26 protein-coding genes and 1 pseudogene are annotated in these 23,110 nt (G+C 59.1%); 14 read left to right on the top strand and 13 right to left on the bottom strand.

Annotated features, from left to right (window positions below; translation table 11 throughout):
* Positions 1-16 precede the first annotated feature (16 nt).
* The gene (locus tag AC3WVQ_RS29490; RefSeq protein WP_192445582.1) at positions 17-937 is read right to left on the bottom strand and encodes a LysR family transcriptional regulator; all 921 of its coding nucleotides are present in this window, start codon (positions 935-937) and stop codon (positions 17-19) included.
* Between the two features lie 252 nt (positions 938-1,189).
* On the opposite strand from AC3WVQ_RS29490, the gene wrbA reads away from it, so the two are divergent.
* From wrbA to AC3WVQ_RS29460, 6 genes are all read left to right on the top strand, one after another.
* Positions 1,190-1,789 carry an NAD(P)H:quinone oxidoreductase gene (wrbA, locus tag AC3WVQ_RS29485; protein WP_192445583.1) on the top strand — a complete coding sequence of 200 codons (600 nt, stop codon included), beginning with the start codon at positions 1,190-1,192 and terminating at the stop codon, positions 1,787-1,789.
* A 93-nt stretch (positions 1,790-1,882) separates the two neighbouring features.
* On the top strand, positions 1,883-2,650 hold the full coding sequence (locus AC3WVQ_RS29480) for an SDR family NAD(P)-dependent oxidoreductase (protein WP_060608718.1): 768 nt from the start codon (positions 1,883-1,885) through the stop codon (positions 2,648-2,650).
* 24 nt (positions 2,651-2,674) lie between these two features.
* Complete coding sequence (locus AC3WVQ_RS29475; protein ID WP_192445584.1) at positions 2,675-3,112, top strand: ester cyclase; 438 nt, start codon at positions 2,675-2,677, stop codon at positions 3,110-3,112.
* A gap of 30 nt (positions 3,113-3,142) precedes the next feature.
* Positions 3,143-3,913 carry an SDR family oxidoreductase gene (locus AC3WVQ_RS29470; protein WP_034799866.1) on the top strand — a complete coding sequence of 257 codons (771 nt, stop codon included), beginning with the start codon at positions 3,143-3,145 and terminating at the stop codon, positions 3,911-3,913.
* 188 nt (positions 3,914-4,101) lie between these two features.
* Entirely contained in the window at positions 4,102-5,055 is a 954-nt protein-coding gene (locus AC3WVQ_RS29465) for an alcohol dehydrogenase catalytic domain-containing protein (protein WP_492383380.1), read from the top strand.
* An 18-nt stretch (positions 5,056-5,073) separates the two neighbouring features.
* Positions 5,074-5,322: a hypothetical protein gene (locus AC3WVQ_RS29460; protein WP_034799861.1), complete on the top strand. Its 249-nt coding sequence runs from the start codon at positions 5,074-5,076 to the stop codon at positions 5,320-5,322.
* Positions 5,323-5,721: 399 nt separating this feature from the next.
* Here the strand turns inward: AC3WVQ_RS29460 and AC3WVQ_RS29455 are convergent, their stop codons facing one another.
* Positions 5,722-6,636 carry a LysR family transcriptional regulator gene (locus AC3WVQ_RS29455; RefSeq protein ID WP_192445586.1) on the bottom strand — a complete coding sequence of 305 codons (915 nt, stop codon included), beginning with the start codon at positions 6,634-6,636 and terminating at the stop codon, positions 5,722-5,724.
* A 100-nt stretch (positions 6,637-6,736) separates the two neighbouring features.
* On the opposite strand from AC3WVQ_RS29455, the gene AC3WVQ_RS29450 reads away from it, so the two are divergent.
* From AC3WVQ_RS29450 to AC3WVQ_RS29440, 3 genes are all read left to right on the top strand, one after another.
* Positions 6,737-7,633 (top strand): pirin family protein, encoded by an 897-nt coding sequence (locus AC3WVQ_RS29450; protein ID WP_034799854.1) that lies wholly within the window; start codon positions 6,737-6,739, stop codon positions 7,631-7,633.
* Positions 7,548-8,258: an NADPH-dependent F420 reductase gene (locus AC3WVQ_RS29445; protein WP_192445587.1), complete on the top strand. Its 711-nt coding sequence runs from the start codon at positions 7,548-7,550 to the stop codon at positions 8,256-8,258. The genes AC3WVQ_RS29450 and AC3WVQ_RS29445 overlap by 86 nt, the downstream gene beginning before the upstream one ends.
* A 652-nt stretch (positions 8,259-8,910) precedes the next feature.
* Positions 8,911-9,345, top strand: a complete 435-nt coding sequence (locus AC3WVQ_RS29440; protein WP_060608871.1) for a DoxX family protein — start codon at positions 8,911-8,913, stop codon at positions 9,343-9,345.
* Positions 9,346-9,401: 56 nt separating this feature from the next.
* Here the strand turns inward: AC3WVQ_RS29440 and budC are convergent, their stop codons facing one another.
* The 8 genes from budC to AC3WVQ_RS29400 form a co-directional block, all read right to left on the bottom strand.
* Positions 9,402-10,172, bottom strand: a complete 771-nt coding sequence (gene budC / locus AC3WVQ_RS29435) for a meso-2,3-butanediol dehydrogenase (protein WP_113080637.1) — start codon at positions 10,170-10,172, stop codon at positions 9,402-9,404.
* 71 nt (positions 10,173-10,243) lie between these two features.
* Entirely contained in the window at positions 10,244-11,083 is an 840-nt protein-coding gene (locus tag AC3WVQ_RS29430; RefSeq protein ID WP_090428598.1) for an oxidoreductase, read from the bottom strand.
* Positions 11,084-11,103: 20 nt separating this feature from the next.
* The gene (locus tag AC3WVQ_RS29425; RefSeq protein WP_113080614.1) at positions 11,104-11,406 is read right to left on the bottom strand and encodes a putative quinol monooxygenase; all 303 of its coding nucleotides are present in this window, start codon (positions 11,404-11,406) and stop codon (positions 11,104-11,106) included.
* A 101-nt stretch (positions 11,407-11,507) separates the two neighbouring features.
* The gene (locus AC3WVQ_RS29420; RefSeq protein WP_090428604.1) at positions 11,508-11,792 is read right to left on the bottom strand and encodes a DUF1330 domain-containing protein; all 285 of its coding nucleotides are present in this window, start codon (positions 11,790-11,792) and stop codon (positions 11,508-11,510) included.
* 52 nt (positions 11,793-11,844) lie between these two features.
* Positions 11,845-12,393: a flavin reductase family protein gene (locus AC3WVQ_RS29415; RefSeq protein ID WP_192445588.1), complete on the bottom strand. Its 549-nt coding sequence runs from the start codon at positions 12,391-12,393 to the stop codon at positions 11,845-11,847.
* Positions 12,394-12,450: 57 nt separating this feature from the next.
* On the bottom strand, positions 12,451-13,200 hold the full coding sequence (locus AC3WVQ_RS29410; protein ID WP_192445589.1) for an SDR family oxidoreductase: 750 nt from the start codon (positions 13,198-13,200) through the stop codon (positions 12,451-12,453).
* A 146-nt stretch (positions 13,201-13,346) separates the two neighbouring features.
* Positions 13,347-14,276 carry an AraC family transcriptional regulator gene (locus AC3WVQ_RS29405; RefSeq protein ID WP_246810470.1) on the bottom strand — a complete coding sequence of 310 codons (930 nt, stop codon included), beginning with the start codon at positions 14,274-14,276 and terminating at the stop codon, positions 13,347-13,349.
* Between the two features lie 288 nt (positions 14,277-14,564).
* On the bottom strand, positions 14,565-15,539 hold the full coding sequence (locus AC3WVQ_RS29400) for an MBL fold metallo-hydrolase (protein ID WP_113080612.1): 975 nt from the start codon (positions 15,537-15,539) through the stop codon (positions 14,565-14,567).
* A gap of 98 nt (positions 15,540-15,637) precedes the next feature.
* On the opposite strand from AC3WVQ_RS29400, the gene AC3WVQ_RS29395 reads away from it, so the two are divergent.
* On the top strand, positions 15,638-16,615 hold the full coding sequence (locus tag AC3WVQ_RS29395; protein WP_090428626.1) for a LysR substrate-binding domain-containing protein: 978 nt from the start codon (positions 15,638-15,640) through the stop codon (positions 16,613-16,615).
* Positions 16,616-17,130: 515 nt separating this feature from the next.
* Here AC3WVQ_RS29395 and AC3WVQ_RS29390 read toward each other — a convergent pair.
* Positions 17,131-17,280 (bottom strand): annotated as a pseudogene (locus AC3WVQ_RS29390) (IS1595 family transposase); the annotation flags it as partial.
* A 244-nt stretch (positions 17,281-17,524) separates the two neighbouring features.
* On the bottom strand, positions 17,525-18,424 hold the full coding sequence (locus tag AC3WVQ_RS29385; RefSeq protein WP_034799828.1) for a LysR family transcriptional regulator: 900 nt from the start codon (positions 18,422-18,424) through the stop codon (positions 17,525-17,527).
* 95 nt (positions 18,425-18,519) lie between these two features.
* On the opposite strand from AC3WVQ_RS29385, the gene AC3WVQ_RS29380 reads away from it, so the two are divergent.
* Together AC3WVQ_RS29380 and AC3WVQ_RS29375 are read left to right on the top strand one after the other, a co-directional pair.
* Positions 18,520-18,840 (top strand): nuclear transport factor 2 family protein, encoded by a 321-nt coding sequence (locus AC3WVQ_RS29380; RefSeq protein WP_060608845.1) that lies wholly within the window; start codon positions 18,520-18,522, stop codon positions 18,838-18,840.
* Positions 18,840-19,619 (top strand): SDR family oxidoreductase, encoded by a 780-nt coding sequence (locus AC3WVQ_RS29375; protein ID WP_090428617.1) that lies wholly within the window; start codon positions 18,840-18,842, stop codon positions 19,617-19,619. The genes AC3WVQ_RS29380 and AC3WVQ_RS29375 overlap by 1 nt, the downstream gene beginning before the upstream one ends.
* 19 nt (positions 19,620-19,638) lie before the next feature.
* Here the strand turns inward: AC3WVQ_RS29375 and AC3WVQ_RS29370 are convergent, their stop codons facing one another.
* Complete coding sequence (locus AC3WVQ_RS29370) at positions 19,639-20,106, bottom strand: MarR family winged helix-turn-helix transcriptional regulator (RefSeq protein ID WP_090428629.1); 468 nt, start codon at positions 20,104-20,106, stop codon at positions 19,639-19,641.
* Positions 20,107-20,248: 142 nt separating this feature from the next.
* Between AC3WVQ_RS29370 and AC3WVQ_RS29365 the strand changes: the two genes are divergently transcribed.
* Both AC3WVQ_RS29365 and AC3WVQ_RS29360 read left to right on the top strand, forming a co-directional pair.
* Complete coding sequence (locus AC3WVQ_RS29365; RefSeq protein WP_192445591.1) at positions 20,249-21,031, top strand: alpha/beta fold hydrolase; 783 nt, start codon at positions 20,249-20,251, stop codon at positions 21,029-21,031.
* A gap of 205 nt (positions 21,032-21,236) precedes the next feature.
* On the top strand, positions 21,237-22,865 hold the full coding sequence (locus tag AC3WVQ_RS29360; protein ID WP_192445592.1) for a GMC family oxidoreductase: 1,629 nt from the start codon (positions 21,237-21,239) through the stop codon (positions 22,863-22,865).
* The last annotated feature ends 245 nt before the right edge of the window (positions 22,866-23,110 follow it).

Raw genomic sequence — 23,110 nt, 5'->3', positions numbered from 1 at the left:
TGATCGGGATTCGAGATCAGAGCCTGCCGGCGCGCCGCGTGCCGCTGAGTGCCATGTGCACGACATCATGTGCCAACTCGCGGAATGTGACGGCCGACGGGTTCGGTTCGTCGTCCTTCCAGGCGAGCAGCAGTTCATAGGGCGTGGAAAAATCCGCAAGATCGCGAAACACGACGCCTGGCTGGGGAAGCTTCGCCACCCATTTCGGCACCAGCGTCACGCCAAGTCCGGCGCTGACGAGCGAGAGCAGCGTGTGCAATTGTCCGCCCTCTTGCGTCACGCGCGGGGCAAAACCCGCACCCGCACAGGCCGTCTTCAGCAGATCGAGAATGCGGCTGTTCATTTGCAGGGGAAAGGTCACGAAGGGTTCCGCTGCCAGCTCCGCCATCTCGACCTTGGGCCTCAATGCCAGCACGTTCGCGGATGGTAGCGCGACCATGAGCGGCGCGGATATCAGCACCTCCGTCTTGACGGCCGCAGCAAGATGGGAGGGGGCGGGAATGATGCCGATATCGACCGTACCGGCGGCGATTGCCTCCACTTGCACGTCCCGGTCCATTGGGATGAGCTTCAGATCGACATGCGGCCAGCGCTCACGAAAATCCCGGATGATCGGCGACAGCAGCGTCCATAGGACGTTATCGACAAAGCCGATGGACAGGCGTCCGACAATGCCGCTCGCTGATGCCTTCAGCCGCCGCACCGCCTCCTCCGTTCGTTGCAGGATTTCGCGCGCCGCGGGTAGAAAAACCTCGCCCAGCAAAGTCAGGCTAACATCCTGGCGCGAACGCCGGATGAGGGTGAAACCGAGTTCGTCCTCCAAAAGCTTTAGCTGTTGGCTGATGGCCGATTGAACGACATGCGCCCGCTCGGCGGCCCTACCGAAATGAAGTTCCTCAGCCACGGCAACAAAGTAGCGAAGTCTGCGCAAATCCATGACCGCCTCCCTCGATCGCACCGCTTCTTGCGTCGTCGAGAAGGCTACACCTCTAAAAAATCGGCAACAGCGGCAAAGATTCGAGGGTTATGGTCGATTTAATAGAACGTCCGAACAAATGCAGCCATCGCTATATCGTTCGATTTTTTCGACCGTAACCAATCATTTTATTCGACTATTCCCCCAAGCGGTTCGATGCGAGTTTGGTCCCAAGCCGCAAGGGCGACTGCCTCAAATCAAAGGAGAACAAAAATGGCGAAGGTACTGGTCCTTTATTATTCGACCTACGGACATATCGAGGCGATGGCCTATGCCATCGCGGAAGGCGCCCGCAAGGCTGGCGCTCAGGTCGATGTCAAGCGGGTCCCCGAGACTGTTCCGGAGGAGATTGCCCGCCACAACCATTTCAAGCTCGACCAGAAAGCACCGATCGCCACAGTCGCGGAACTTGCGGATTACGACGCCATCGTCGTCGGCACCGGCACCCGTTTCGGCCGCATCTCCTCGCAGATGGCGGCCTTCCTCGACCAGGCCGGCGGCCTCTGGGCGCGCGGCGCCCTGAACGGCAAGATCGGCGGCGCCTTTTCGTCCAGCGCCACGCAGCACGGCGGGCAGGAAACCACGCTGTTCTCGATCATCACCAACCTCCTGCATTTCGGCATGATGATCGTCGGTCTTCCCTATAGCCACCAGGGCCAGATGAGCGCCGACGAAATCGTCGGCGGTGCCCCGTATGGTGCAACCACGGTGGCCGGCGGCGACGGATCGCGCCGGCCGACCGAGATCGACCTCGCCGGCGCCCGTCACCAGGGCGAACTGGTGGCGGCCGCTGCTATCAAGGTCTTCGGCTAAGCCGATCTGCCGGAGGTTCACGTCTCCGGCCCCACTCCACACCAACAATCAACCGGAAACATCGTCCCGCACGGGCGGGCGAGGAGCGAAGCCATGTCTGCGGATTTCGACGGCAAAGTGGTACTGGTCACCGGCGCAGGCTCGGGGATAGGCCGGGAGGCGGCACGGCTGTTTGCCGAGCGCGGCGCCCATGTTTTCGCAGCCGATCTCAACATGAACGGTCTTGAGGAAACCAGGGACATCACGGCGGCAGGGAAGATCGACATCTTCACCGTCGACGTTTCAAGCGAGGCGCAGGTGAAGGCCTTCCTTGCGCGCATCGAAAAGGATGCGGGACGGCTGGATGCAGCATTCAACAATGCCGGCATCACCGGCGGCACCTACCGCATCGAGGACTACCCGATCGAGGATTTCGACCGGGTGCTGACCGTCAATCTGCGCAGTGTCTTCCTCGGCATGAAATATGAGCTTCCGCTGATCGCCAAGACCGGCGCCGGCGCGATCACCAACACCGCCTCCGTTGCCGCGCTGACCGGACCTGGCGGCATGAGCGCCTATGCCGCCTCCAAACACGGCATCCACGGCCTCACCCGCGTCGTGGCGATGGAAAACGCCAGCCGCAATATCCGCGTCAATGCACTCGCGCCCGGCTGGACCGAAACGCCGATGGTCGTGTCCAACAGCGCCCAGAACCCGGCTTTCGCCGATCTTGCACGGAAAGCCATCCCCGCCAAGCGGGGCGGACAGCCGCGCGAGCTCGCCGAAGTGGCCGTGTGGCTGAGCTCCCCGGCCGCAAGCTACGTCTTCGGCCAGATGATCGTCGTCGATGGCGGCATGACCATCGGCGGCTTCGAACTTTGACCCCTGACATCGAAGGATAAGACCATGACCAGAAGTGCAGAAAGCGAAGCGGCGATCGCAGTGGTCCGCCGGAACACCGAAGAGGTGCAAGGAAAGGGCAATTTCGCCATCTTCGACGAAGTCTTTTCCGCGGATTTTCTCGATCACACGCCGCAGCCAAACATGGTGCCGGACAAGGAAGGCGTGCGCGGCCTCTATGCCGGCCTGCGCAAGGCTTTTCCGGATTTCCATGCGGTCATCCACTGGCAAACGGCCGACGGCAATCTCGTGACAACCTTCAAGACCTACTACGGCACCCACAAGGGAACCTTCCTCGGCATTGAACCAACCGGCAAGACGATCCAGTTCGAGACGGTGGATGCCATGCGCGTCGTCGACGGCAAGATCACCGAACACTGGGGCGTCGCCAATCTCTATTCGCTCGTCGGCCAGCTCGGCCTCCAGCTTCAGCCGAAGGGCTGAGCCAGCCCATTTTTCTGAAGGAACAGTGCCATGAGTGACATTCTGAAGAACAAGGTGGTCATCGTGACCGGCGCGTCAAGCGGCATCGGCCGCGCCATCGCCATCCGCGCCGCCGAACACGGGGCGAAGGCCGTGATCGTCGCCGACATCACCGAGGCCCCGCGCGAAGGCGGCCGGCCTACGGTCGAGGAGATCGAGGCGATCGGCTCGGCCGCCCGCTTCGTCAAGACCGACGTCAGCAAACGCGCCGACAACGATGCACTCGTCGAAGCCTCGGCCGAGTTCGGAGGCGTCGACGTCATGGTCGCCAATGCGGGCATTACGCTCCGCACCGATGGCGCCGACGTGCCGGAAGACGACTACCACCGCCTGCTGTCGATCAATCTCGACGGCCCGCTGTTCGGCGCGCAGGCCGCTGCCAGGCAAATGAAGGCGAACGGCAAGGGCGGCAGCATTGTGCTGATGGCCAGCATGGGCGGCATATCCGGCGCCGGAATCACCGTGGCCTATTCCACCAGCAAGGGCGGCGTCGTGCTGATGGCAAAATCGCTCGCCGACGCGCTCGGCCCGGACGGTATCCGCGTCAACGCGGTCGCACCTGGCACGATCGACACCGAGCTTTTGCGCACTAGCCCCGGCATTGCCGAGGCTTCAGAAGGCTTTCGCAAGCGCACCCCGCTGCGCCGCCTCGGCCAGCCCTCCGAAGTGGGCGACGCTGTGGCCTATCTCGGCTCGGACCTCTCCAGCTACGTCTCGGGCATCGCCCTCCTCGTAGATGGCGGCCTGCTGGCGGTCCTCTGACCCATAAGGGAATCGGCGATAAAACGCCGAACGTGCTGGTTCATCAGGACATTGCCGTCCGGTGCCAGGCTTGGGCCAGCTCGGCATTCGAGGGCTAGAACCCCGAGGCCGGCCGTCTCAGGCGACGGCAAACCCTCATCATTTGAATCCGCTTGGCGGCAGGCCATGCCTGCCTAATGGAGAAGACCATGTCCTACGTCGTCCAATACAGCCAGTGGGGCGGCCCGTCCGTCCTGCGCATCGAGCAGGAAAATGCCCGCGCCCCGGGCGTCGGCGAGGTTCTGATCAAACAGGAAGCCATCGGCGTGAACTTCGTCGATACCATGTTCCGGGATGGAACGTTCAAGGTCGCCCTGCCTGCCGTCGCCGGCGTGGAGGGTGCCGGCACTGTGGAAGCGGTCGGACCGGGCGTGACCCGCTTCGCCGTTGGCGACCGGGTCGCCTACTTCTTCGCCCCCGGCAGCTATGCCACCCAGCGCATTGTCAGCGAAGACGTCCTCGTGAAGGTGCCCGACGACATCTCCGCAGAGAAGGCAGCGACAATCCTTACGAAGGGCCTCACCGCGTGGATGGCGATCAATGCCATGGCGAAGCCCGACAAAGACGCCCGCGTGCTCGTTCAGGGCGCGACGGGCGGCGTCGGCAATCTGCTTGCCCGCTGGCTGAGGGCGCGCGGCATAGCGGTCATCGGAACCGGTTCGAGCCGCAAGCTCGCCGATCTGGAGCAGGCGGTCGACCATGCGTTTGCATATGAAACACTCGCGCTTAACGACCACATCCGCAGCCTCGCTCCCAATGGCGTCGATGTCGTTTATGAATTGGTGGGAGCAACGACTTTCGCATCGACGCTCGGCTCCATCCGTGACGGCGGGACGATCGCCGTGATCGGCGCCGCATCCGGTGGCGCCGCCATCGACGAGGCGGAACTCAGCCGTCGCGGCATCCGCCTCGTGCGCGGCAGCACCGGGCAGCATGTGACGAAGGCCAACCTGCAATCCGCTGCCGACGAGGTGTTCGATGCCTGGCGCACCGGTGTGTTCGGTAAGATCAGCGCGCGGAAATATCCGCTCTCCGAAGCGCAGCGCGCCCATGCCGACATTCTCGAACGCCGCAGCAGCGGTCCGATGGTGCTTATCCCTTGATGCTCGGAGGAAACCATCATGTCCGATTGTGACAAACTTCATCCCGCCTTTCGGAATCTCGAGACGATCGAGGAGGCCCACCGCCGGCGCCTCAGCCCGTCGCTGGTGGAAGCTGTGGCGATGGCTGTCGTCCTGCTGCTGTTGCTAGCGACCAACTTCGATCGGTGGACCGGCAGTGCCAATGCCCCCTCAAAGGTCGCCGTTATCCACGAGAATGCGCTTGAACTCGATGATTGCCGGGCCGCTTTCCTGCCCGGCGACTGCTAAAGACAGCGATGGCGTCGCCTCGGAACGTGACGCCATTTTACCATGCGCCCTCTAGACCGAGCACCTGCCTTCGGCCGCAAAGGCACGGTTGCCGCGGTGATGCAAGCTACGCCTTGCGCTCAGTCTCGATCCATAACCGCTCAGTATCCAGAATGAAGAGGTTATGGGCTTCACGGCATCGACTGCGCATTCCATGCTGGCAAGGCACTCCTCGATCAGCGGCACGGCCGGGCTTCGGCGTCAGGCCGAAACATTTGAACTTGTCGACTGCACAGCCCGTTCAATTGCCAACCAGGCATCTCTTCTGCTCATTGAGGACGTCGTTCCCCATATCGAGAATGACAGTACGCTCGCGCCCACGCCAAGCGGTCGAAGCCGGAAGAGGGGTCAACGCGTCTGCTAAGCAGCGGCGATGGGCTCATCCACATCCTGACTTCGGAAATGGTCAACCAGGAAACTGGCCGCAGGGCCAGGGGGCGCATCAGTGCGATACACTGCCTGAAGGCGATAGGGGCCGCCTTTGCAATCGGGAAGGTCAAGCTGCACCAAACGACCCGCCACGATGTCATCACGTACCATCGGCTCGGGCATGTTGCCCCAACCAATGCCCTCTTTGAGGAGCATATGCTTTGCGCCCAGGTCGGCCAGACGCCACGTGTGATTTCCGACAACAGCAAACTCATGTCCTTGAGTGAGCGGAGACCTGTCGGTCAGGACCAACTGAATGTGTCTTCGTGCGGCTCCGGGCGGATGTGAACCGCCCGCCAGAGGATGGTCAGGCGAGGCCACCGGTATCAGTTTGACGAACCCCACGCCGATGCGTTCAAGCCCGGCGATTTCGACATCGAGCGGGCCGCTAATGCCGATCCCGGCGTTTCGGTTCAGCACCATCTGGGTGACCGCTCCGAGCGCCTCGACATATAAGCGAAGCGATACGCTCGGGAACTCCTTCCGAAACGCCTTCAGCGCATCCATGACGCGCGCGGCGGGCAGCATGACATCAAGTGCGAGGTGAACCTCCGGCTCCACGCCACGAAGCATGCTCTTCACCTTGGCACGGAGGTTATCGATGCCATGAGCAACGCTCTTCGCCTCAGCAAGGACTGTCCTGCCCTCCAAGGTTAGCTGCGGCTTCTTCGTCGATAGCCGATCGAACAGCATCACGCCCAGTTGCGCTTCAAGATTGGCGATCGTGTAGCTGATGACCGAGGTGGCTCGGTTAAGCTTGCGGGATGCGGCCGCGAAACTCCCGGTTTCAACCACGGTGATGAACACTTTTAGCTGATCCAGCGTCGGCTGGCCGGGATCTGACATTTCGAATTCCTCGATCGTTTCCGCCGAAATTATCTGAGTTTTCCGAAACGTCTAGTGGACTTATTTTCAGCTCATCGAAATTCAACCGTCGGAGCTGACGATGTCCTATTTGTCGAACGCTGATATCGAACAGGTGATCTTGCCTTCGAGCCGAGACCTTGGAGGTTTCTCTGTCCGCCGCGCGCTTCCTTCGGCCATGCGCCAGATGGTTGGTCCGTTCATATTTCTCGACAGTTTCGGACCGGTTCGTTTTGGGGCCGGCGAGGGGATCGATACCCGCCCCCATCCGCACATTGGACTATCGACCCTCACCTATCTTCTCGAAGGCGAACTGCTGCATCGTGACAGTGAAAGCTACGTACAATCGATCAGCCCGGGCGAAGTCAATCTGATGGTGGCCGGCTCCGGCATTGTTCACTCTGAACGCACGCCGGAGCACATTCGCAAGGACGGAGGGAAGCTCGCAGGCCTGCAGAGCTGGATTGCTCTTCCGAAACAGTCCGAAGAGACGACACCACGTTTCCAGCACCTAAGCGTCAACGAATTGCCGACGGTCAGTGGCGAGGGCATCAACATGAAGCTTCTCGCCGGCACCCTGCACGGCCGGCGCGCACCCACCACCACCTTCTCTGATCTGTTTTCCGCCGACATTCAGCTTCAGGCCGGCGCCCGCTACAGGATCGATGGCGAGCATATCGAGCGAGCGATCTTCGTTGTCGACGGTGCAATCGAGATCACCGGTCAGGACGGGACCCACGGGCCTGACCGTCTGATCGTGTTCAAGCCCGGCGCAGAAATCGTAGTGAAGGCGAGGCAACCATCCCGGTTCCTTGCGTTTGGAGGAGAACCGCTTCCGGAAAAGCGTTTCATCCGCTGGAATTTCGTAGCCACCGATCAAGATCGCATCCGCCATGCCGCCAATCTATGGCGCGAACGGCAATTCCCCGGCGTGCCGGGAGACGACGAGTTCATTCCCCTCCCCGACAACTTCAACTGACAATCTCAGCATATCAAGGAGAACGACCATGACGACATATGCAATCATTGGTTCTGGCGCGATCGGCTCTGCACTGGCAGAACGTTTCCACGCCGCAGGCATCGATGCCGTTATCGCCAACACACGCGGTGCGGCTTCGCTTCAGATGATCACCGACAAGTTTGGCAGCACGGTGAAGGCTGCGGAACTGGAGCAAGCTCTTCATTCCGACGTCATTATTTTGGCAGTGCCGTATGATGCTGTACCGCAAGTCGCTAAGAGAAAATCGGACTGGGAAGGCCGCATCATTGTAGATGCGACGAACGCTATCGATTTTCCTGCGTTCAAGCCGCGCGATCTCGGCGGCCGCCTGTCTTCGGAAATTGTCGCCGAACTGTTCCCCGGTGCTGAGCTCGTGAAGGCGTTCAACACGCTCCCGGCCGCTGTTCTGGCTGCGGATCCGGTCAAGGAAAGCGGTAGACGCGTGTTGTTCCTTTCCGGAAACTTTCAGGAAGCGCGCACGACGGTCGCTGACCTGATCGCTCGCCTTGGTTTTGCGCCTTCCGATCTCGGCAGCTTCAAAACTTCTGGCTCTCTGCAGCATTTCGGACAGCCGCTCGTCGCTCTAAACCTGCTGAAGGATTGACAAATGGAGCCGCCCGCTTGACGGGCGGCATCCCTATTAGGTCACACGACTTCGCCATGCCATTCGAACGAGTACGGTCGTCGAAAACCGCGGCTAGGATTGAGCCAGCGACCGAGTTCAAAATGGGTCGACGGGGCAACCCATCGGCGAGCGCGTATAAAGTGTGGGCCTTTCAGACAATCACTCTCAGCGTGTTATCTTTTGGCGCGACGAGGCGTCTCTGTTGTAGACGTGGGGAAGCTTATTCCGTGCAACTCGCCGCAGCTCCCAGAGACTGCGCAAAAACACAGGAAGACCTTGCCTGCGAAGACTATCATGTGGCGGCTTTGTGCCGACCGCGGGAGACAACCCTGTTCCCGACGTACGGTTGCTCTCACGTCACTAAGAAGCGTTGCGCGAAGACTAAGAATAGGAACGTCCATAGGACCATTGCCGAAGCCGTGCCATAACTGGGATGCGGGCGTTCCGCCAGCGATCGCCATCATCGTTGCAACCGCAAATCAACGGGGCGGAGATGCCGCATACTCGTCATTGTTCGAAATTATCGACGATAATGCGCGAGAATATCCGGCTTTTTAGTCCGATCTCTTGATGGCAGTTTCTCCTCATGACGCAGCCACGGCGGCTGCGGCCCAACCCAGGAGAAACGTCGATGTCTTATCCCGATGCAATCGCTGAGCGCGCTGAAATTCTTTCCCGGTCGATCCTCGTCAACGGCGTGACCCCGCTGGCCGGCCGTGTTCTTCTTGCCGCCATCTTCCTGCTTTCCGGCATCAGCAAGATCTCGGACCCGGCCGGAACGATAAGCTATATCCATATGGTCGGCCTACCCTTCCCCTCGCTGTCCTATGGCGCGGCAGTCGTGACGGAGATCGTCGGCGGCGGCGCACTGATCCTCGGCTTTCAGACCCGCATCGTTGCCCTGGTCCTGGGCCTGTTCAGCGTTGCCACGGCACTGACGTTCCACAACAACCTCAGCGATCTGAACCAGTTCATCCACTTCTTCAAGAACATCGCGATGGCCGGCGGTCTGCTCCAGATAGTGGGGTTCGGGGCGGGCCGATACAGCCTCGACGCCCGCCGCTAATCGAAGCACGCGATCAAAGGGAAAAGCCCGGACAGTCGTCCGGGCTTTTCGTGCTTTCATTTGCCCCATTCCGGACCGCCATCTGTGCAAGTCTGGCCACCATCGACCGGCAGGACGATCCCGGTGATCCAGGTAGCTTCATCACTGGCAAGAAAAGCGACCGCCGAGGCAATCTCTTGAGGTTGGCCTGCCCGTCTCAACGGTATCCGGTCCCAGGCTTTTTCGAGAAGCGCGTCATCATCCATGATCGCTTCCACCATTCCCGTGACGGTAAGTCCGGGCGCCACAGTATTGGCTCTGACCCCGAACTTGCCGAGGTCACAGGCCGCTGATCGGGTTAAATTTGCAACCCCACCCTTTGCAGCATTGTAGGCTGCATGGCTCCAGCCGCCACCTAGGGACGAGACGGAGCCGATGTTGACGATCGAACCCTTGGTCTTCTTGAGATGCGGAACCGCGGCACGGCTCATGTAAAAAACCCCGGAAAGGTCCGAGGCTATGCATTCATCCCAATCGTGATCGCTGGTCTCTTCGATAGTGCCGACGAGATTCATACCTGCAGCATTGACGAGAGTGTCGATGCGGCCGAATCGTTCGACGGTCGCTGCGACAAGGGCGTCGCAGTCCGACCGTGAGGAAACATTTGCGACGAAGATGCCACTGCGGTCGGCCGGCATCTTAGAGGCAACGTCCGACAAACGTTTCTCGGTTCTGCCGGAGATCATCACGGACGCTCCTTCCTCAAGAAGCCGATTGGCAATGGCGGCGCCGATACCTGAACCACCGCCCGTTACGATTACTACTTTTCCATCAAATCGCTTTGACATGACACACTCCTTCATTCTCCGTGGCGAAGGCCGCGGCAGTGTTGGTTCGCATTGGGTTTGGCTGGATTGGTTCAGTTGGCCGGGAAGTCGGCGGAACGAGACAAAGCTTCCCACGCAATGACGTTTGCCTTGAGGTCCTCCGCCTTCTTCAGGGCTGCGTCCGCGGCGTCATTGCCGAGCGGAAGATGGTGGGGCGGCTGTTGCGCCAGCACGGCCTCCCGGATGGCCTTCGCCGCACGCGCGGGATCGCCGGCCTGCTTTCCGACCGATGCGTGGTAAGCACGACGTGCCTCGCCCGCTGTCGCCTCGTAATCCTCAATGGACGCGGAGACCTCGTTCGACGAGCCTGCCCATTCCGTCCGGAAGGCGCTGGGCTCGACGGTCATGACATTGATCCCGAGAGGGGCGACTTCTTTCCGAAGCGTATCCGACAGGCCTTCCACCGCAAATTTGGTGGCGCAGTAGTAGCCCACGCCAGTGTAGCCGACCAGGCCGCCGATTGATGTCAGATTGACGATCGTACCACTGCGGCGGGCTCGCATATGCGGAAGCACCGAATGGATCGTGTTGGCGACACCAAAGAAATTGACATCAAACAGGCGACGGGCGTCGACTTCGGCGGTTTCTTCAATAGCACCGAAGAAACCGATCCCGGCGTTGTTGATCAGAACGTCGATGCGTCCGAAGTGTGCTTCTGCTGCATCAACGACCTTTTGGCACTGATCCTGGTCGATGACGTCGAGCGGGAGGATCAGGGCATCGCCCTTCTGCTCAAGATCCGCGATTTTGTCAGTCTTGCGAGCCGTCACCACGACCTTTTCACCGGCTTCCAGCAGGTGTTCCGCGATGTAGCGACCGAAGCCTGTAGAGCATCCGGTTACAAGCCAGACTTTAGGGTTTTGCGTGCTCATTTCATATACTCCTTTCTGTTTCAGGCCCGCGGAGACCGTTGCTGGTAGCCGCAGATTTCCACGTCTTCGACGCACAGGTCCGGGACCTTCGCCATGAAAGCCTGGACGTAAGGCGTGCTCATATGCAGTTCGAAGTCGGATGCATGCCGCCAGTCTTCGAGCACCATCCACACGTCGGGAACGTCATTGGATTGGTGGATCTGATAGCGTAGGCAGCCTTCCTCGTTGCGGGATGGAGCGACGAGCTGAAGCAGTTCGTCACCCAGATCGCGTGAGCGGCCCGGCTTTGCAGTGAAGTAGGCCACGTTAGTCAGTTCAGCCATTTCCGGTCTCCTTCTTGGTTGGAGCGGCACCCGCATAATTTACGGCATGAGCGGATAAGATCTCTCGCCCCTATGCGGGAGCTGTCGCGATCTTGCTCTTTTCAGACTCCGTCGAGTGCGATGATGCGCGATGCGGCCGCAGCCTGCCGCTGTGCGGCCAATGGCGCGTATTCGGGTGATGCGAAGAGCTGACGGATCGCATCCTTGTCGGGAAACTCGATGATGAGCACGTTGGTGGCTGTCCAGCCTTCTAACTTCAGAGGGCTTTCATCGATGGCGATGAGCTTCCCACCGGCTTCGGCGACGAGCGGCAATGCCTTCGACCGGTAGTCTTCGATAGACTTCATGTCGTGGATGTCGAGATCGACAACGAGATAAGCAGACATGGCACTCTTCCTTTCGTAAGGGGTTTTCAGGTGTATTCTGGGACGGAGCCTCTCAGGGGAGATGGCGCCACTTGACCATGCGGTCTTTGAGATCGAGTGTGCTGCCATCGACGGTGAACGTGCCGTCACCGCGGTGATGCATCATTCGACGCTCTTTTCGGTTCTCGTTGATCCACATCCTCGTGGCCTCAAGGATGAAGAGGTTGTAAGGCTCTAAGAGCCTGGTATCGACAACTCGACATTCTATGTTGGCCAAGCAGTCGGAGAGGAGCGGTGCGGACACGTCCTTGGCAGGTCGTGTCCTTAGACCGTACCTTTGGAACTTGTCCACCTGATCGCCCGAGCAGTTCCCGACGTCGACAACGGTTTCGGCGAGATCGAGAGCGGGTACAGCGATGACACACTCGCCGGTTTTTCGGAGAGCCTGGTAGCTGTGATCCCAAGGCCCGATGACACAACCGATCAGCGGCGGGACATGCTGCATCATCATATGGAAGCCCATGGTCATCACGTTGGGCTTGCCGTTATCACTCGTTGAGACCATGACGATCGGGCCAGGTTCCAGGACGCGGTAGGCTTGAGAGGCGGGTAATTCCTTCATGACAATCTCCCTTGAACGGTCCCTGCATTGAGGCAGGGACCCTTCAGGGCCGGTTTGTTACCAGCCCTGCTCAACCGGCAAGACAAACAGCTCAGCGACGTCGACATGCGCCGGAGCCTGGGCGGCGAAGACGATGGTGTCGCCAATGTCCTCGCCCTGAAGGAAAGTCATCTGGCTGGCCAGCTCATCCATCTGCTTGCGGTAGCCCGGATCGGTGATGTGGTCGTAGAGCTCGGTGGCAACAGCGCCTGGCTGAATGCAGGTCACGCGGATGTTGTGCTTCTGGCCGACTTCCATGCGCAGTCCGTCGGAGAAGGCCGTGACCGCATGTTTCGTGGCGCAGTAGACGGAAAGACCCTTGAAGACCTTGCGGCCCGCGATCGAGGACATGTTGAAGATGTGGCCCGAATGCTGCTTGATCATCTGAGGCAGAACGGCGGCCGTCGTGTTGAGCACGCCCTTTACGTTCACGTCCACCATCCGGTGCCACTCGTCGACCTTGAAGTGGTCGACGTCCGACAGTGGCATCAGGCCCGCATTGTTGACCAGGATATCGATCGAGCCGTAGGCTTCGACAAGCCTCCTGACGCCAGTTTCGATTGCGCTCGGATCAACGACATCCATCTCGATCACCAGAGCCTCGCCGCCCTTAGCTTCAATCCGCTTCTTCAGGTCTTCGAGTTTTTCGGTCCGGCGAGCCGCGATGCCGACCTTTGCGCCGGCTTCAGCGAGCTTTACGGCGGTAGCGGCGCCAATGCCGCTCGACGCGCCAGTTACCAATGCGATCTTTCCGTTGAGGTTGGCCATTGTCTTCACTCCTTGTCTTTGAAGTCCACCACCGCGGTGGGCGTTTCGTTTCGACAAGGAGGAACCTAAGCGTTTCACGCCGGCCCTTCTCACGGGGCCTTGCGCGACCTGTCGCGATCTTGCTCAAATCGCAGACGGATGAAAAATCATCCTCGACGATAGTGGCTCGGCGGCAGACCTGTCTCGCGGCGGAAGACCTGGGCAAAGTGACTTGGGCTCGAATAGCCAACGGCCAGGCCAATCTCGATGATGCTCGTATCCGTTTCCTGCAGGAGCTGCTGTGCCTTGGCGACGCGCTGGCGAATGAGGTAGCGGGAGGGCGAAAGGCCGGTTGCTTTCTTAAACAGTCGGCTGAAATGAAACTCGCTCATGCCCACCGCGACGGCGAGCTGCGCCAGGTTGAACGGGTCAGCCAGGTGCGCTTCGAGATAAGCCATGGCGCGCCGAAGCTTAAAGCCTGGCAAAGCCGTCTGCCGATTGTCTTGCCGATCCTCCGATACGTAGTTGCGGATCAGGTGCACCGTGAGACTTTGAGCCAATCCTTGCACGAACAATTGGCTGCCTTTGCCTTCAGCGGCAAGTTCCTGATGGATCAAGGCCAATAGATGCGAGAGCTGCTCATCTTTCCCGCCGGAGACGTCGAGCAGCACGGGCGGCCCATCGCCGCCAAGCACCTCTTGGGCGACGCGCTCAAACAGAGGAACCGATAAATACAGATGCATCACCTGAAAGGGCGCCGTCCCAGTCGAACGCCAGCGCATTTCGTAAGGCGTCGGGGAACGGGTCAGGAAGAAGTCTCCGACCGACACGATATTGGATACCCAATCGCCGCCGAGTTCGCGCTCTTCGACATTCGCTTCGCCCGACATAACCCAGACGATCAGCGGTTCCGCAACAGCTGGGACAAGAAACGCTTCCTGCTTGTCGCGGCGGGAATAGACCTGAACGAACAGGTCGTTCCACGCCGGGCCATCGCCACTGACAAGCGTCCTGCCCGCGATGTATTGCTCGAGGCCGAGCGGCGAGGTCCGCTCAGGTGGAGCAGCCGCTTCGTCCCGGTCTTGCGAGACCTGCAAGGTGGGGCCCTTCGATAACGCTCCTTTCGAAAGTGGACCGCGAGAGATTTCTTCCGGCTCTTCCAAATTCACGACCTCCTGGCGAGTGCTCGCGCCAGGCTCCGTTTAATCACATCCGGGTTGCCCCGTCGTCACCTCTTGACGACCCGATGCGCAATTTGCTTCTGGAGGGAAGCCAAACTCGACGGTTTCCGGGCCATTGGCGAGAAGCGGGGTAGATATCCGGCTACTTCTCGCGTGGGAGGTCGGCGTGCGATCGCTGTAGATGACGTGCGTTTGGGCCAACGTTCAGTAGACGGCCCGGTATACCAACGGCACCCAGTCGTAATTGTTCTCATCGCGGCGAACATGTCCGATCCCCGGAAAAGCATGATGCGCACCGGCGACCAGATAGCGCCCGTCGGCCGCCTCAGCAAAAGCCGTCGCGCGGGTTGCTGCAGCGGCGTTCTGGTCGACGTCAAATGCGACCGTGACATCCGGATGATCATATTGCAGCACGTCCCCATGGGCGACATCGCCCCAAAACACGATCTTTTCGCCCTTGCTCTCGACAATGATACCACTGTGACCGGGCGTATGGCCGGAAAGCAGAACGGACGCAAAACCAGGAAGCGGTGCGCCATTGTCATCGAATGTTTCAAGCTTCTCGGCGTCGACATACGGCCCGAGGCACCTTTCGGCCTGGGCGATCTGTGGCCCAAGTACCTGGTCGGCTTTCGCTTTGGCTTTTGCCTTCAGCCAGAATTCAGCTTCCCGGCGGTTGACGTGCAGAATGGCGTTTTTGTAGACGCGATCATCGCCCGAAACCAGTCCGCCTGAGTGGTCGGCGTGGATGTGGGTTAAAATGACGTCGTCGATTTCCGCGGGCTTATAGCCCGATGCTTCGATATTCGACACAAGTTTGCCCAGCGCGGGACCCATCAGGTCGCCTGTGCCGGTATCCACCAGCACGAGGCGCTCACCCGTGTTGACAAGGTAGGCATTCACGGAAACTTCTGCCGCGCCCGATTGAAACCGGTCGGTTAAATAGGTGTCGATTTCGTTCTCGGCCATGTTCTGATAGATCTTCGACATCGGCAGTTTCACCGTTCCGTCGGAAAGCGCCGTGATCTCGTAGTCGCCGAGCTTCATCCGATAAAACCCCGCCGCCTGCGTGCCGACCATGGGCGCCTTGGCGAAGCTGGTGGCAGGGAGTCCGATCCCGGTCCCTGCGGCCGCGCCAAATACAGCTGTATTGATGAGAAAAGAACGACGAGTTTGCATGAAAGGCTCCCGATTTACGCGAGGTGGCAAGTGCGGCCTTGAACTGACCTGGAGAGTAAATATGTACCGTAACATCAACGCGCAAATCGATGTGGGTCATGACAACTATCGATCATTTCAATCTTCGCTCTTTCGATCTCAATCTTCTTGTCGCCTTTGACGCATTGATGGCTGAGGGGAACGTGACCAAGGCCGCACGACGTCTGAAAATCCAACAGCCGGCGATGAGCCATTCTCTTTCGACGCTGCGTGTGCTGTTGCAGGATGAGCTCTTTATACGCGTTGGCCAAACCATGCAGCCGACCGCGCGAGCGCAAAGCCTCGCGGTTCCGATAAGGAAGGCATTAAGGCAGGCGCAACTGGCGTTAACGGGAGGCGAGGAATTTAATCCCGCCACGGAAGAGCGAATATTCCGGATCGCCATGTCCCCGGAAATCGAACTGCTGCTCATTCCAGATCTGACCGCGCGGCTGCGGCGACTGGCTCCAGGGATCAAGCTCCTCGCGCGTGTTTTTCCACATGAGGCGACCGAGCCTTCTCTGGAGGATGGATCGATCGATCTCGCCGTTGGTTGCACCTACACCATGACCAGCCGCAGGTCGTTTGAGAAGCTTTATGACACCGGGGTGTCGTGCTGTTTCAATACGGATCTCATGACCCTCACCAATCCAGTCGGCCTGGCTGAGTATCTTTCAGCTGAGCATTCCACCATATCCCAGAACGAGACACTGCAGGGGTGCATTAAAGATGCCCTTCAAATCGCTGGTGTCGATATCAACGTCGTTGCTGCCGCCCCAGGATACATGTCTGTTCTTTCAGCAGCGCAACTCAGTCCCGTAATTGCCACCGTGCCGACAAGGATCGCAGAACGCTACGGTCCTCTGTTGGGTCTAGAGGTCAGCCCATTGCCTGTCTCATTGACCTTCCCTGCGGTGAACATGGTTTGGGCGAAACATGCCGACACTGATCCAGCGAATGGCTGGCTTCGCCAGCAGATACGCGAGAGTTTTGCCCGCACGGGCCTTACCGAAGCGATCGCCGAACAAGAACTAGGTTCGAGTCTGGTGTTCGCCTGACCACTGATCACGGTGGCGAAGTCCGGTACGGGTGTGTCTGCCCCTTTTCCAAGCGCGGCTTGGGCATTCAAGCGTCTGGCGACTTGCCGGAAAGATGCAGCAACGGCTCCAAATCTCTCCAATAGAAAACCAATATACGTGAGGCAACGCTAAATTAACCAAAACGCTGCAATTTTGGTTGGTCGCCATCGTTCGTTCACGCACATCCCCGCTGGCACTCAGAGCCGCAGCCACGGAGCAAGTTTGCGGTTCTGCCAATTTATCTCATGGCACCAGCGCGGTTCTGGCGGGAGGATGACAATGATGGGAAAGGTAATACGCGCCGCAGCAATCGTGCTGCTGATCATCTCAGCCGCCGTTCTGATCTGGGTGATTTTGTCGCTCACGTGAGCGGAGCTGATGACGGTAGTGATCTGGCTCGCAGACGGTCGCGATTAAACGATGTCCGTGACTGCGCGCGGCGGCGCAGAGGCGTGGACTGCGAAAGCGCGGCACCTTCCTTCGATACAAGGTCCCTATAAACCAAAGACCGCGACCGCTGATTTGACGATGATCCCACCATCCGGACTTCTGCGCATATGTGGACGGCCCGTCGCGGCGCGAAAGATTTGCAGCAATTGCAGCGCTGGGGGCACTTACGACCACATGGTTTTCATGCGTTCCCTGGACGCGATTTAATAGCCCGAAGCGGACAATCAATTCGTTACGCAGGGACGCGGTTTTGCGCGCCATGTCGGTTGTCCAGGCTACTCGAACGAGATCCTAGAAGCCGAGGGTCTGCCTTCCGCTCATTCCTTGTGGAATCGCAGATCAGTGACCTACTGGCCGCGAACCGGTCATTCACGCCTTGCAAATCTGTCCGCTTGGAGCGTTGAAGAGACAAGCAAAGCTCTTCCACTGGCGGTTCAATTAGCTCACTCTCGCGAGCTCACGCGCAAGTTCCAAGAACGCCCTGACCCCGGCTGACAGATGTCGGCGCCCAGGGTAGTAAAGGCAAAGCCCCGGATACGGTGGCGTCCAGTCTTCCAGTACACGGACGACCCGCCCCGCCTCAATGTCCGGGAAAATGTCTTGCTCGAAGATGTAGGCTATACCGGCGCTTTCCAGGACAGCGGTTCTCGTGAGGCTAGCCTCGTCCAGCGATATCGGGCCGCGTGCATCGATTTGCACCTGCTCCCCGTCCTTCTCGAAACGCCACCGAAACAGGGAGCCATCGGGGAGGCGAACGCGAATGCATCGATGGCTGAGGAGGTCGGGAGGGACCACCGGCTTCCCATGCCTCTCGAAGTATTCAGGAGACCCAACCACAGCATGTCGCTGAGGCCGGCCGAGCGAAACTGCAATCATGTCGCTGGGAACGAGGCCCGCAACCCTGACTCCCAGATCAAACCCGTCCTTGACGATATCGACCATCTTTCCCTCAGTTACAATATCGACATTCATGTCGGGATAGCGGCGCAGGAACTCAAGCACGAGCGGCGAGATGATTGCGCGCGCCGCGAAGGGCGCCGCGTTGATCCGTATTGTTCCGGAAGGTGTCTCACGTTGCGCCCGCACCGAATCCAAGGCGGCATAGAGATCTTGAAGCGAGGGCGCCACCTGCTGCACAAAGAGCCTGCCGGCATCCGTCAGCGACACGCTGCGTGTGGTGCGGTTGAACAATCGCACCCCAAGCTCCGCCTCAAGCCTGCCTATTGTGTGGCTCAACGCTGTCGTAGACATGCCAAGATCAATGGCCGCTGCGCGGAATGTGCCGCGCCGGGCAATAGCGATTACCGCTTCAAGTTCCTTAAGGTTGGCTTGCTCCATTGTCCCGATCTGTTCATTGCTGCATGCCGGTTTATCCCACTTATTTACGCAATGGTCGAGCGCTACTATCGGGTCAACCAATGAGGAGAACCACAATGGATATGCCCGATATCGTGAACATGTACTTTGACGCTGACAGCGGCAGCAACGCGGATGCGCTGTCGGAGACCTTTGCGATCGAAGCCGTTGTCGAAGATGAGGGATCGCGCCATCAAGGCGTGGTCGCTATCCGTGAATGGTGGGTGGCTGCGAAGGAGGCGACGCAGTACGTTTCTGAACCGTTCGAATCCACCGTTGACGGCAACAAAGTGCTCGTCCGAGCCAAAGTTGGCGGCCAGTTTCCCGGCAGCCCGGTGACGCTCTCATATGCCTTCACCATCAAGGACGGCAAGATCGCCTGGCTGGAGATCCGGTGATGACAGACTTTCTCAACCTAAGAGGCAAGCGAGCCCTCATTACTGCTGGAACCAAGGGCACCGGGGCTGCGACCGTCAGCCTGTTTCGGGACCTCGGCGCGCAGGTGTTGACGACCGCGCGGACGCGTCCTGAGAACCTGCCGGAAGAATTGTTTGTCGAGGCCGATCTCACGACTGAAGAGGGGTGCGCGGCCGTCGCGGACGTTACGCGTCAACGTCTCGGCAACGTCGATATCATCGTTCATATGCTGGGTGGTTCGGCAGCAGCTGGCGGTGGCTTTGGGGCGCTAACTGATGCCGAGTGGTACAACGAAATGTCTCTCAATCTTTTTCCCGCTGTTCGACTGGATCGCGAACTGGTTCCAGACATGGTCGAACGGGGAACCGGTGTGGTTGTGCATGTCACGTCCATCCAAAGATTGCTACCTCTACCGGAAGCGACCACGGCTTATGCCGCAGCAAAGGCGGCACTCTCGACTTATAGCAAGGCCATGTCCAAGGAGGTATCGCCCAAGGGCGTCCGCGTCGTGCGAGTGTCTCCGGGTTGGATCGAAACGGAAGCGTCCGTTCACCTGGCCCAGCGCTTGGCGTACAAGGCGGGTACGGATCTTGAGGGTGGCAAGAAGATCATCATGGATAGTTTGGGCGGCATACCTCTCGGGCGCCCTGCCAAACCGACGGAAGTGGCAAATCTGATTGCCTTCCTGGCATCGGACCGCGCTGCATCGATCACAGGTACCGAATACACCATCGATGGAGGAACTGTGCCGACAGCCTAGATCGAGACGCCTTCGCAGATCAAGCGGGCGCGTCCCATCCGCCGATCTGTGAATAGATGGCGTCGCGGAGATGCCGGACATCGCGATTCAAGGATGCCAACTCCTGGGGCGTTTGTGTAGAGGCTGCGAGCAATGTGTCGCTGAGGCAGCCGGCCCGGTGCTGCAACGTGCGTCCCTCGCTCGTCAATGCAACGACAACCTGCCGCTCATTGCTCAGATTTCGTGTCCGTCGCAGCAAGCCTGATGCTTCCAGCCGCTTTAGAAGCGGCGTAAGCGTGCTGGATTCCAGAGCGAGGGTATGGGCGATGGCACCAACCGTCTGCTCGTCTTCGCGCCAGAGAACGTTGAGTACGAGGTACTGCGGATAGGTCAAACCCAACTCGTCAAGCACTTGCTTGTAGGCACGCTGGATAGCGATGCCAGCGGTGTAGATTGCGTAGCAGAGCTGATCGCTGAGCGGCGGCGGGTCGTTATGTCGTTTCGTCATTTTGAGCTCCTGTCGGCGCAGAATTAGCAAAAAGTACTGCAAAAAACAATATTGCGATAAATTTTGTTGACACGAAGAATGAAAACTGACAGGCATTATTTATCGCGATAACAGTTATCGCATGAATCAAGAGGAGGAAGCCATGACCACCAGGACCATATTGGCCACCGTCGCAGCCGTAGCCGCAATATCCGCCCCAGTGCCTGCGAACGCTGCGGACACGATCCCTGCTAACCGGGCCGTAAAGAACGTCGTACTCGTTCACGGTGCTTTCGCCGATGGTTCCGGCTGGAGGGCCGTCTACGACAATCTCACGAAGCGTGGATATCGTGTCACCATCGTCCAGAATCCGTTGACCTCCCTCGAAGACGACGTTGCCGCCACCAAGCGTGCACTTGAGCGGCAAGATGGACCGGCCATTCTGGTAGGCCATTCATGGGGTGGAACGGTCATTACGGAAGCCGGCATTGATACAAAGGTCGCGGGACTGGTTTACGTCTCCGCGCTCTCACCGGACGCAGGCGAGACGACGGCCCAGCAGTATGAAGGTTTTGCCCCGGCATCTGAATTCGTCATCGAAACCACGAAAGATGGATTTGGGTACGTTAACCCTGGGAAATTCAAGGCTGGATTTGCACATGACGCCAGCGACACCGACGTCGCGTTCATGCGGGATTCGCAGGTCCCAATCAACATGTCGGCGTTTGCCACGAAGCTGGAGAATGCTGCTTGGCGAACCAAGCCAAGCTGGGCCGTCATCGCCACAGAGGACAAAGCATTTGACCAAGCCATGCTGGTCCATATGGCAGAGCGGATTAAAGCCAAGATCACCAAGGTCGCAGCAAGCCACGCTCTGTTCATGACGCAGCCAACGGTGGTCGCGGACACCATCGACGAAGCGGCGAAAACTGTTTCGGCGCAGTAAGGATGGTCGTTCGAGCTTTATCATCGGGACAGGCATTCCTGTTCCGATGATCGGATGCTGGAATGTCCTCACCTCCCATCACACGCGGCTCTACAGGCAGTATGTAAAAACGTCGATCTCCGATTGAGATCGATTGCATCTCGGATGCCAATAGCGCTCGCGGACAACTTGCAATTTCAGCCCACCAATTCACAAAGGTAACCCCGTGGATCAGAATACGCATGACATAAACCGACGTGAAAATCCGGCGCCACGACATCCTGAGGTCCCAGCCGATTTTGACTTCATAGTATGTGGAGCCGGATCCAGTGGTTCCGTCGTTGCCGCCCGACTGGCAGAATGCGGAAACGCCCGCGTCTTGCTTCTTGAGGCTGGGGGAGACGATACGGCCGAGTCCGTTGTAAACCCGTCGCAATGGCCACTCAATCTCGGTACGAACCGTGACTGGGGTTTCGTTGGAGAGCCGGCGCCTGAGCTCTACGGGAGGCGGCTTCCTCTCAGCATGGGGAAGGGACTGGGTGGTGGTTCGAGCATCAATGTTATGGTCTGGGCGCGAGGCCACAAGGAAGACTGGAATCATTTCGCGGCTGAAGCGGGCGATGAAGCCTGGGGTTATGAATCGGTTCTCGGCTACTATCGGCGGATTGAAGACTGGCGCGGCACACCGGATGCGCTACGCCGCGGGGCTGGAGGACCGGTATATGTCGCCCAGCCACGTTCGCCACAACCAATCGCAGAGGCTCTGTTGAACGCTGCATCGGCGATGGGCATTCCGGTTTTCGACACTCCGAACGGCGAACTGATGGAAAGTCCCGGAGGTGCATCGATCGCAGAACTGCGCATCCGGGATGGCAAGCGGGAGTCCGTATTCGGATCTTATGTTCGTCCGCTCATGTCGCTACCGAACCTTACGGTCGTAACCGAGGCGTTGGTCACGCGCCTCATCTTCGATGGCAAACGGGCGACAGGCGTTGAGGCTCTCGTCAACGGACAGCGGCGTGCGTTCACTGCGCGATGCGAAACGGTATTGTCGCTGGGTGCGATCAATACGCCAAAGGTGCTGATGCAGTCAGGCATTGGCCCGAAGGACGAACTGAAAGCTCACGGGATATCTGTCGTGCAGCATCTCCCGGGTGTGGGTCGAAATCATCAAGATCATCTCGCGTTCGGCTGCACCTGGGCATATAGAAAGCCGGAAGGCGTCGGCGGGGGAGGCTGCGAAGCAAAACTCTATTGGAAAAGCGACTCCCGCCTCTCTCAACCGGACATTCTGCAGTGCCAGTTGGAGTTCGCCGTTCCTTCGCCGACAGAAACAGGTCTGGAAACCCCGGCGCATGGCTGGACGATGTTTTCAGGGCTTGCGCAGCCGAAAAGCCGTGGCCGGCTGAGGCTCTCCGGCCCCAATACAAACAACCCTATCCTGATTGAACCAAATTCTCTCAGTCAGCCGGAAGACATGGCTGCCGCCTTGGCGGCGGTTGAGCTGTGTCGCGAACTCGGAAATGGCGACGCCTTCACGCCGCTGGTCACGAGCGAGGCAGCTCCAGGCACACGCGACCGGGCAGGGATGATCGATTTCATCCGAAAGTCCGCTGTCACTTACTGGCACCAGTCCTGCACGGCCAAAATGGGACGCGACAGCATGTCCGTGGTCAATAACGAGCTCAAGGTCTACGGTATTGAAAGTCTTCGTATCGCAGATGCCTCGATCATGCCGCGTATCACCACGGGAAACACGATGGCACCGTGTGTCGTCATCGGAGAGCGCGCAGGCGATTTGATCAGGAAGACGCATGGTCTTGCTGACTTGAGTGGTGTCGCTCCATTCGCCTGAAGATGCTTTACAAGAGCTCGGCGGTCCGCACACACTGGCGTGCCGAGCTCTTTGCGCCCCTCTTCGGTCAACCGTTCGGCGTATTTCAAGACCTTCCACGAGCAGCTCAATAGACGAGCGCTTACAGAGTTGTGCTCTGCATGGGCAGCGTCGGCCGCCAACGCCAGTCGTCGAGGTCGATAGAGCTTCGCCCCGAAAACAGCCAGTCAACCATTGCATAATCAACCAAGGCAGCCCCGGGCCCG

Source organism: Ensifer sp. EB106-05-01-XG146 (assembly GCF_058791875.1).
The sequence above is the reverse complement of the archived record's forward strand: the minus strand, read 5'-3'. Positions and strand labels throughout refer to the sequence as shown.

What these genes read in the sequence shown, in the direction of transcription:
- AC3WVQ_RS29490 (WP_192445582.1), bottom strand. Translation starts at nt 937, where the DNA reads ATGGATTTGCGCAGACTTCGCTACTTTGTTGCCGTGGCTGAGGAACTT.
- wrbA (WP_192445583.1), top strand. Translation starts at nt 1,190, where the DNA reads ATGGCGAAGGTACTGGTCCTTTATTATTCGACCTACGGACATATCGAG.
- AC3WVQ_RS29480 (WP_060608718.1), top strand. Translation starts at nt 1,883, where the DNA reads ATGTCTGCGGATTTCGACGGCAAAGTGGTACTGGTCACCGGCGCAGGC.
- AC3WVQ_RS29475 (WP_192445584.1), top strand. Translation starts at nt 2,675, where the DNA reads ATGACCAGAAGTGCAGAAAGCGAAGCGGCGATCGCAGTGGTCCGCCGG.
- AC3WVQ_RS29470 (WP_034799866.1), top strand. Translation starts at nt 3,143, where the DNA reads ATGAGTGACATTCTGAAGAACAAGGTGGTCATCGTGACCGGCGCGTCA.
- AC3WVQ_RS29465 (WP_492383380.1), top strand. Translation starts at nt 4,102, where the DNA reads ATGTCCTACGTCGTCCAATACAGCCAGTGGGGCGGCCCGTCCGTCCTG.
- AC3WVQ_RS29460 (WP_034799861.1), top strand. Translation starts at nt 5,074, where the DNA reads ATGTCCGATTGTGACAAACTTCATCCCGCCTTTCGGAATCTCGAGACG.
- AC3WVQ_RS29455 (WP_192445586.1), bottom strand. Translation starts at nt 6,636, where the DNA reads ATGTCAGATCCCGGCCAGCCGACGCTGGATCAGCTAAAAGTGTTCATC.
- AC3WVQ_RS29450 (WP_034799854.1), top strand. Translation starts at nt 6,737, where the DNA reads ATGTCCTATTTGTCGAACGCTGATATCGAACAGGTGATCTTGCCTTCG.
- AC3WVQ_RS29445 (WP_192445587.1), top strand. Translation starts at nt 7,548, where the DNA reads ATGCCGCCAATCTATGGCGCGAACGGCAATTCCCCGGCGTGCCGGGAG.
- AC3WVQ_RS29440 (WP_060608871.1), top strand. Translation starts at nt 8,911, where the DNA reads ATGTCTTATCCCGATGCAATCGCTGAGCGCGCTGAAATTCTTTCCCGG.
- budC (WP_113080637.1), bottom strand. Translation starts at nt 10,172, where the DNA reads ATGTCAAAGCGATTTGATGGAAAAGTAGTAATCGTAACGGGCGGTGGT.
- AC3WVQ_RS29430 (WP_090428598.1), bottom strand. Translation starts at nt 11,083, where the DNA reads ATGAGCACGCAAAACCCTAAAGTCTGGCTTGTAACCGGATGCTCTACA.
- AC3WVQ_RS29425 (WP_113080614.1), bottom strand. Translation starts at nt 11,406, where the DNA reads ATGGCTGAACTGACTAACGTGGCCTACTTCACTGCAAAGCCGGGCCGC.
- AC3WVQ_RS29420 (WP_090428604.1), bottom strand. Translation starts at nt 11,792, where the DNA reads ATGTCTGCTTATCTCGTTGTCGATCTCGACATCCACGACATGAAGTCT.
- AC3WVQ_RS29415 (WP_192445588.1), bottom strand. Translation starts at nt 12,393, where the DNA reads ATGAAGGAATTACCCGCCTCTCAAGCCTACCGCGTCCTGGAACCTGGC.
- AC3WVQ_RS29410 (WP_192445589.1), bottom strand. Translation starts at nt 13,200, where the DNA reads ATGGCCAACCTCAACGGAAAGATCGCATTGGTAACTGGCGCGTCGAGC.
- AC3WVQ_RS29400 (WP_113080612.1), bottom strand. Translation starts at nt 15,539, where the DNA reads ATGCAAACTCGTCGTTCTTTTCTCATCAATACAGCTGTATTTGGCGCG.
- AC3WVQ_RS29395 (WP_090428626.1), top strand. Translation starts at nt 15,638, where the DNA reads ATGACAACTATCGATCATTTCAATCTTCGCTCTTTCGATCTCAATCTT.
- AC3WVQ_RS29385 (WP_034799828.1), bottom strand. Translation starts at nt 18,424, where the DNA reads ATGGAGCAAGCCAACCTTAAGGAACTTGAAGCGGTAATCGCTATTGCC.
- AC3WVQ_RS29380 (WP_060608845.1), top strand. Translation starts at nt 18,520, where the DNA reads ATGGATATGCCCGATATCGTGAACATGTACTTTGACGCTGACAGCGGC.
- AC3WVQ_RS29375 (WP_090428617.1), top strand. Translation starts at nt 18,840, where the DNA reads ATGACAGACTTTCTCAACCTAAGAGGCAAGCGAGCCCTCATTACTGCT.
- AC3WVQ_RS29370 (WP_090428629.1), bottom strand. Translation starts at nt 20,106, where the DNA reads ATGACGAAACGACATAACGACCCGCCGCCGCTCAGCGATCAGCTCTGC.
- AC3WVQ_RS29365 (WP_192445591.1), top strand. Translation starts at nt 20,249, where the DNA reads ATGACCACCAGGACCATATTGGCCACCGTCGCAGCCGTAGCCGCAATA.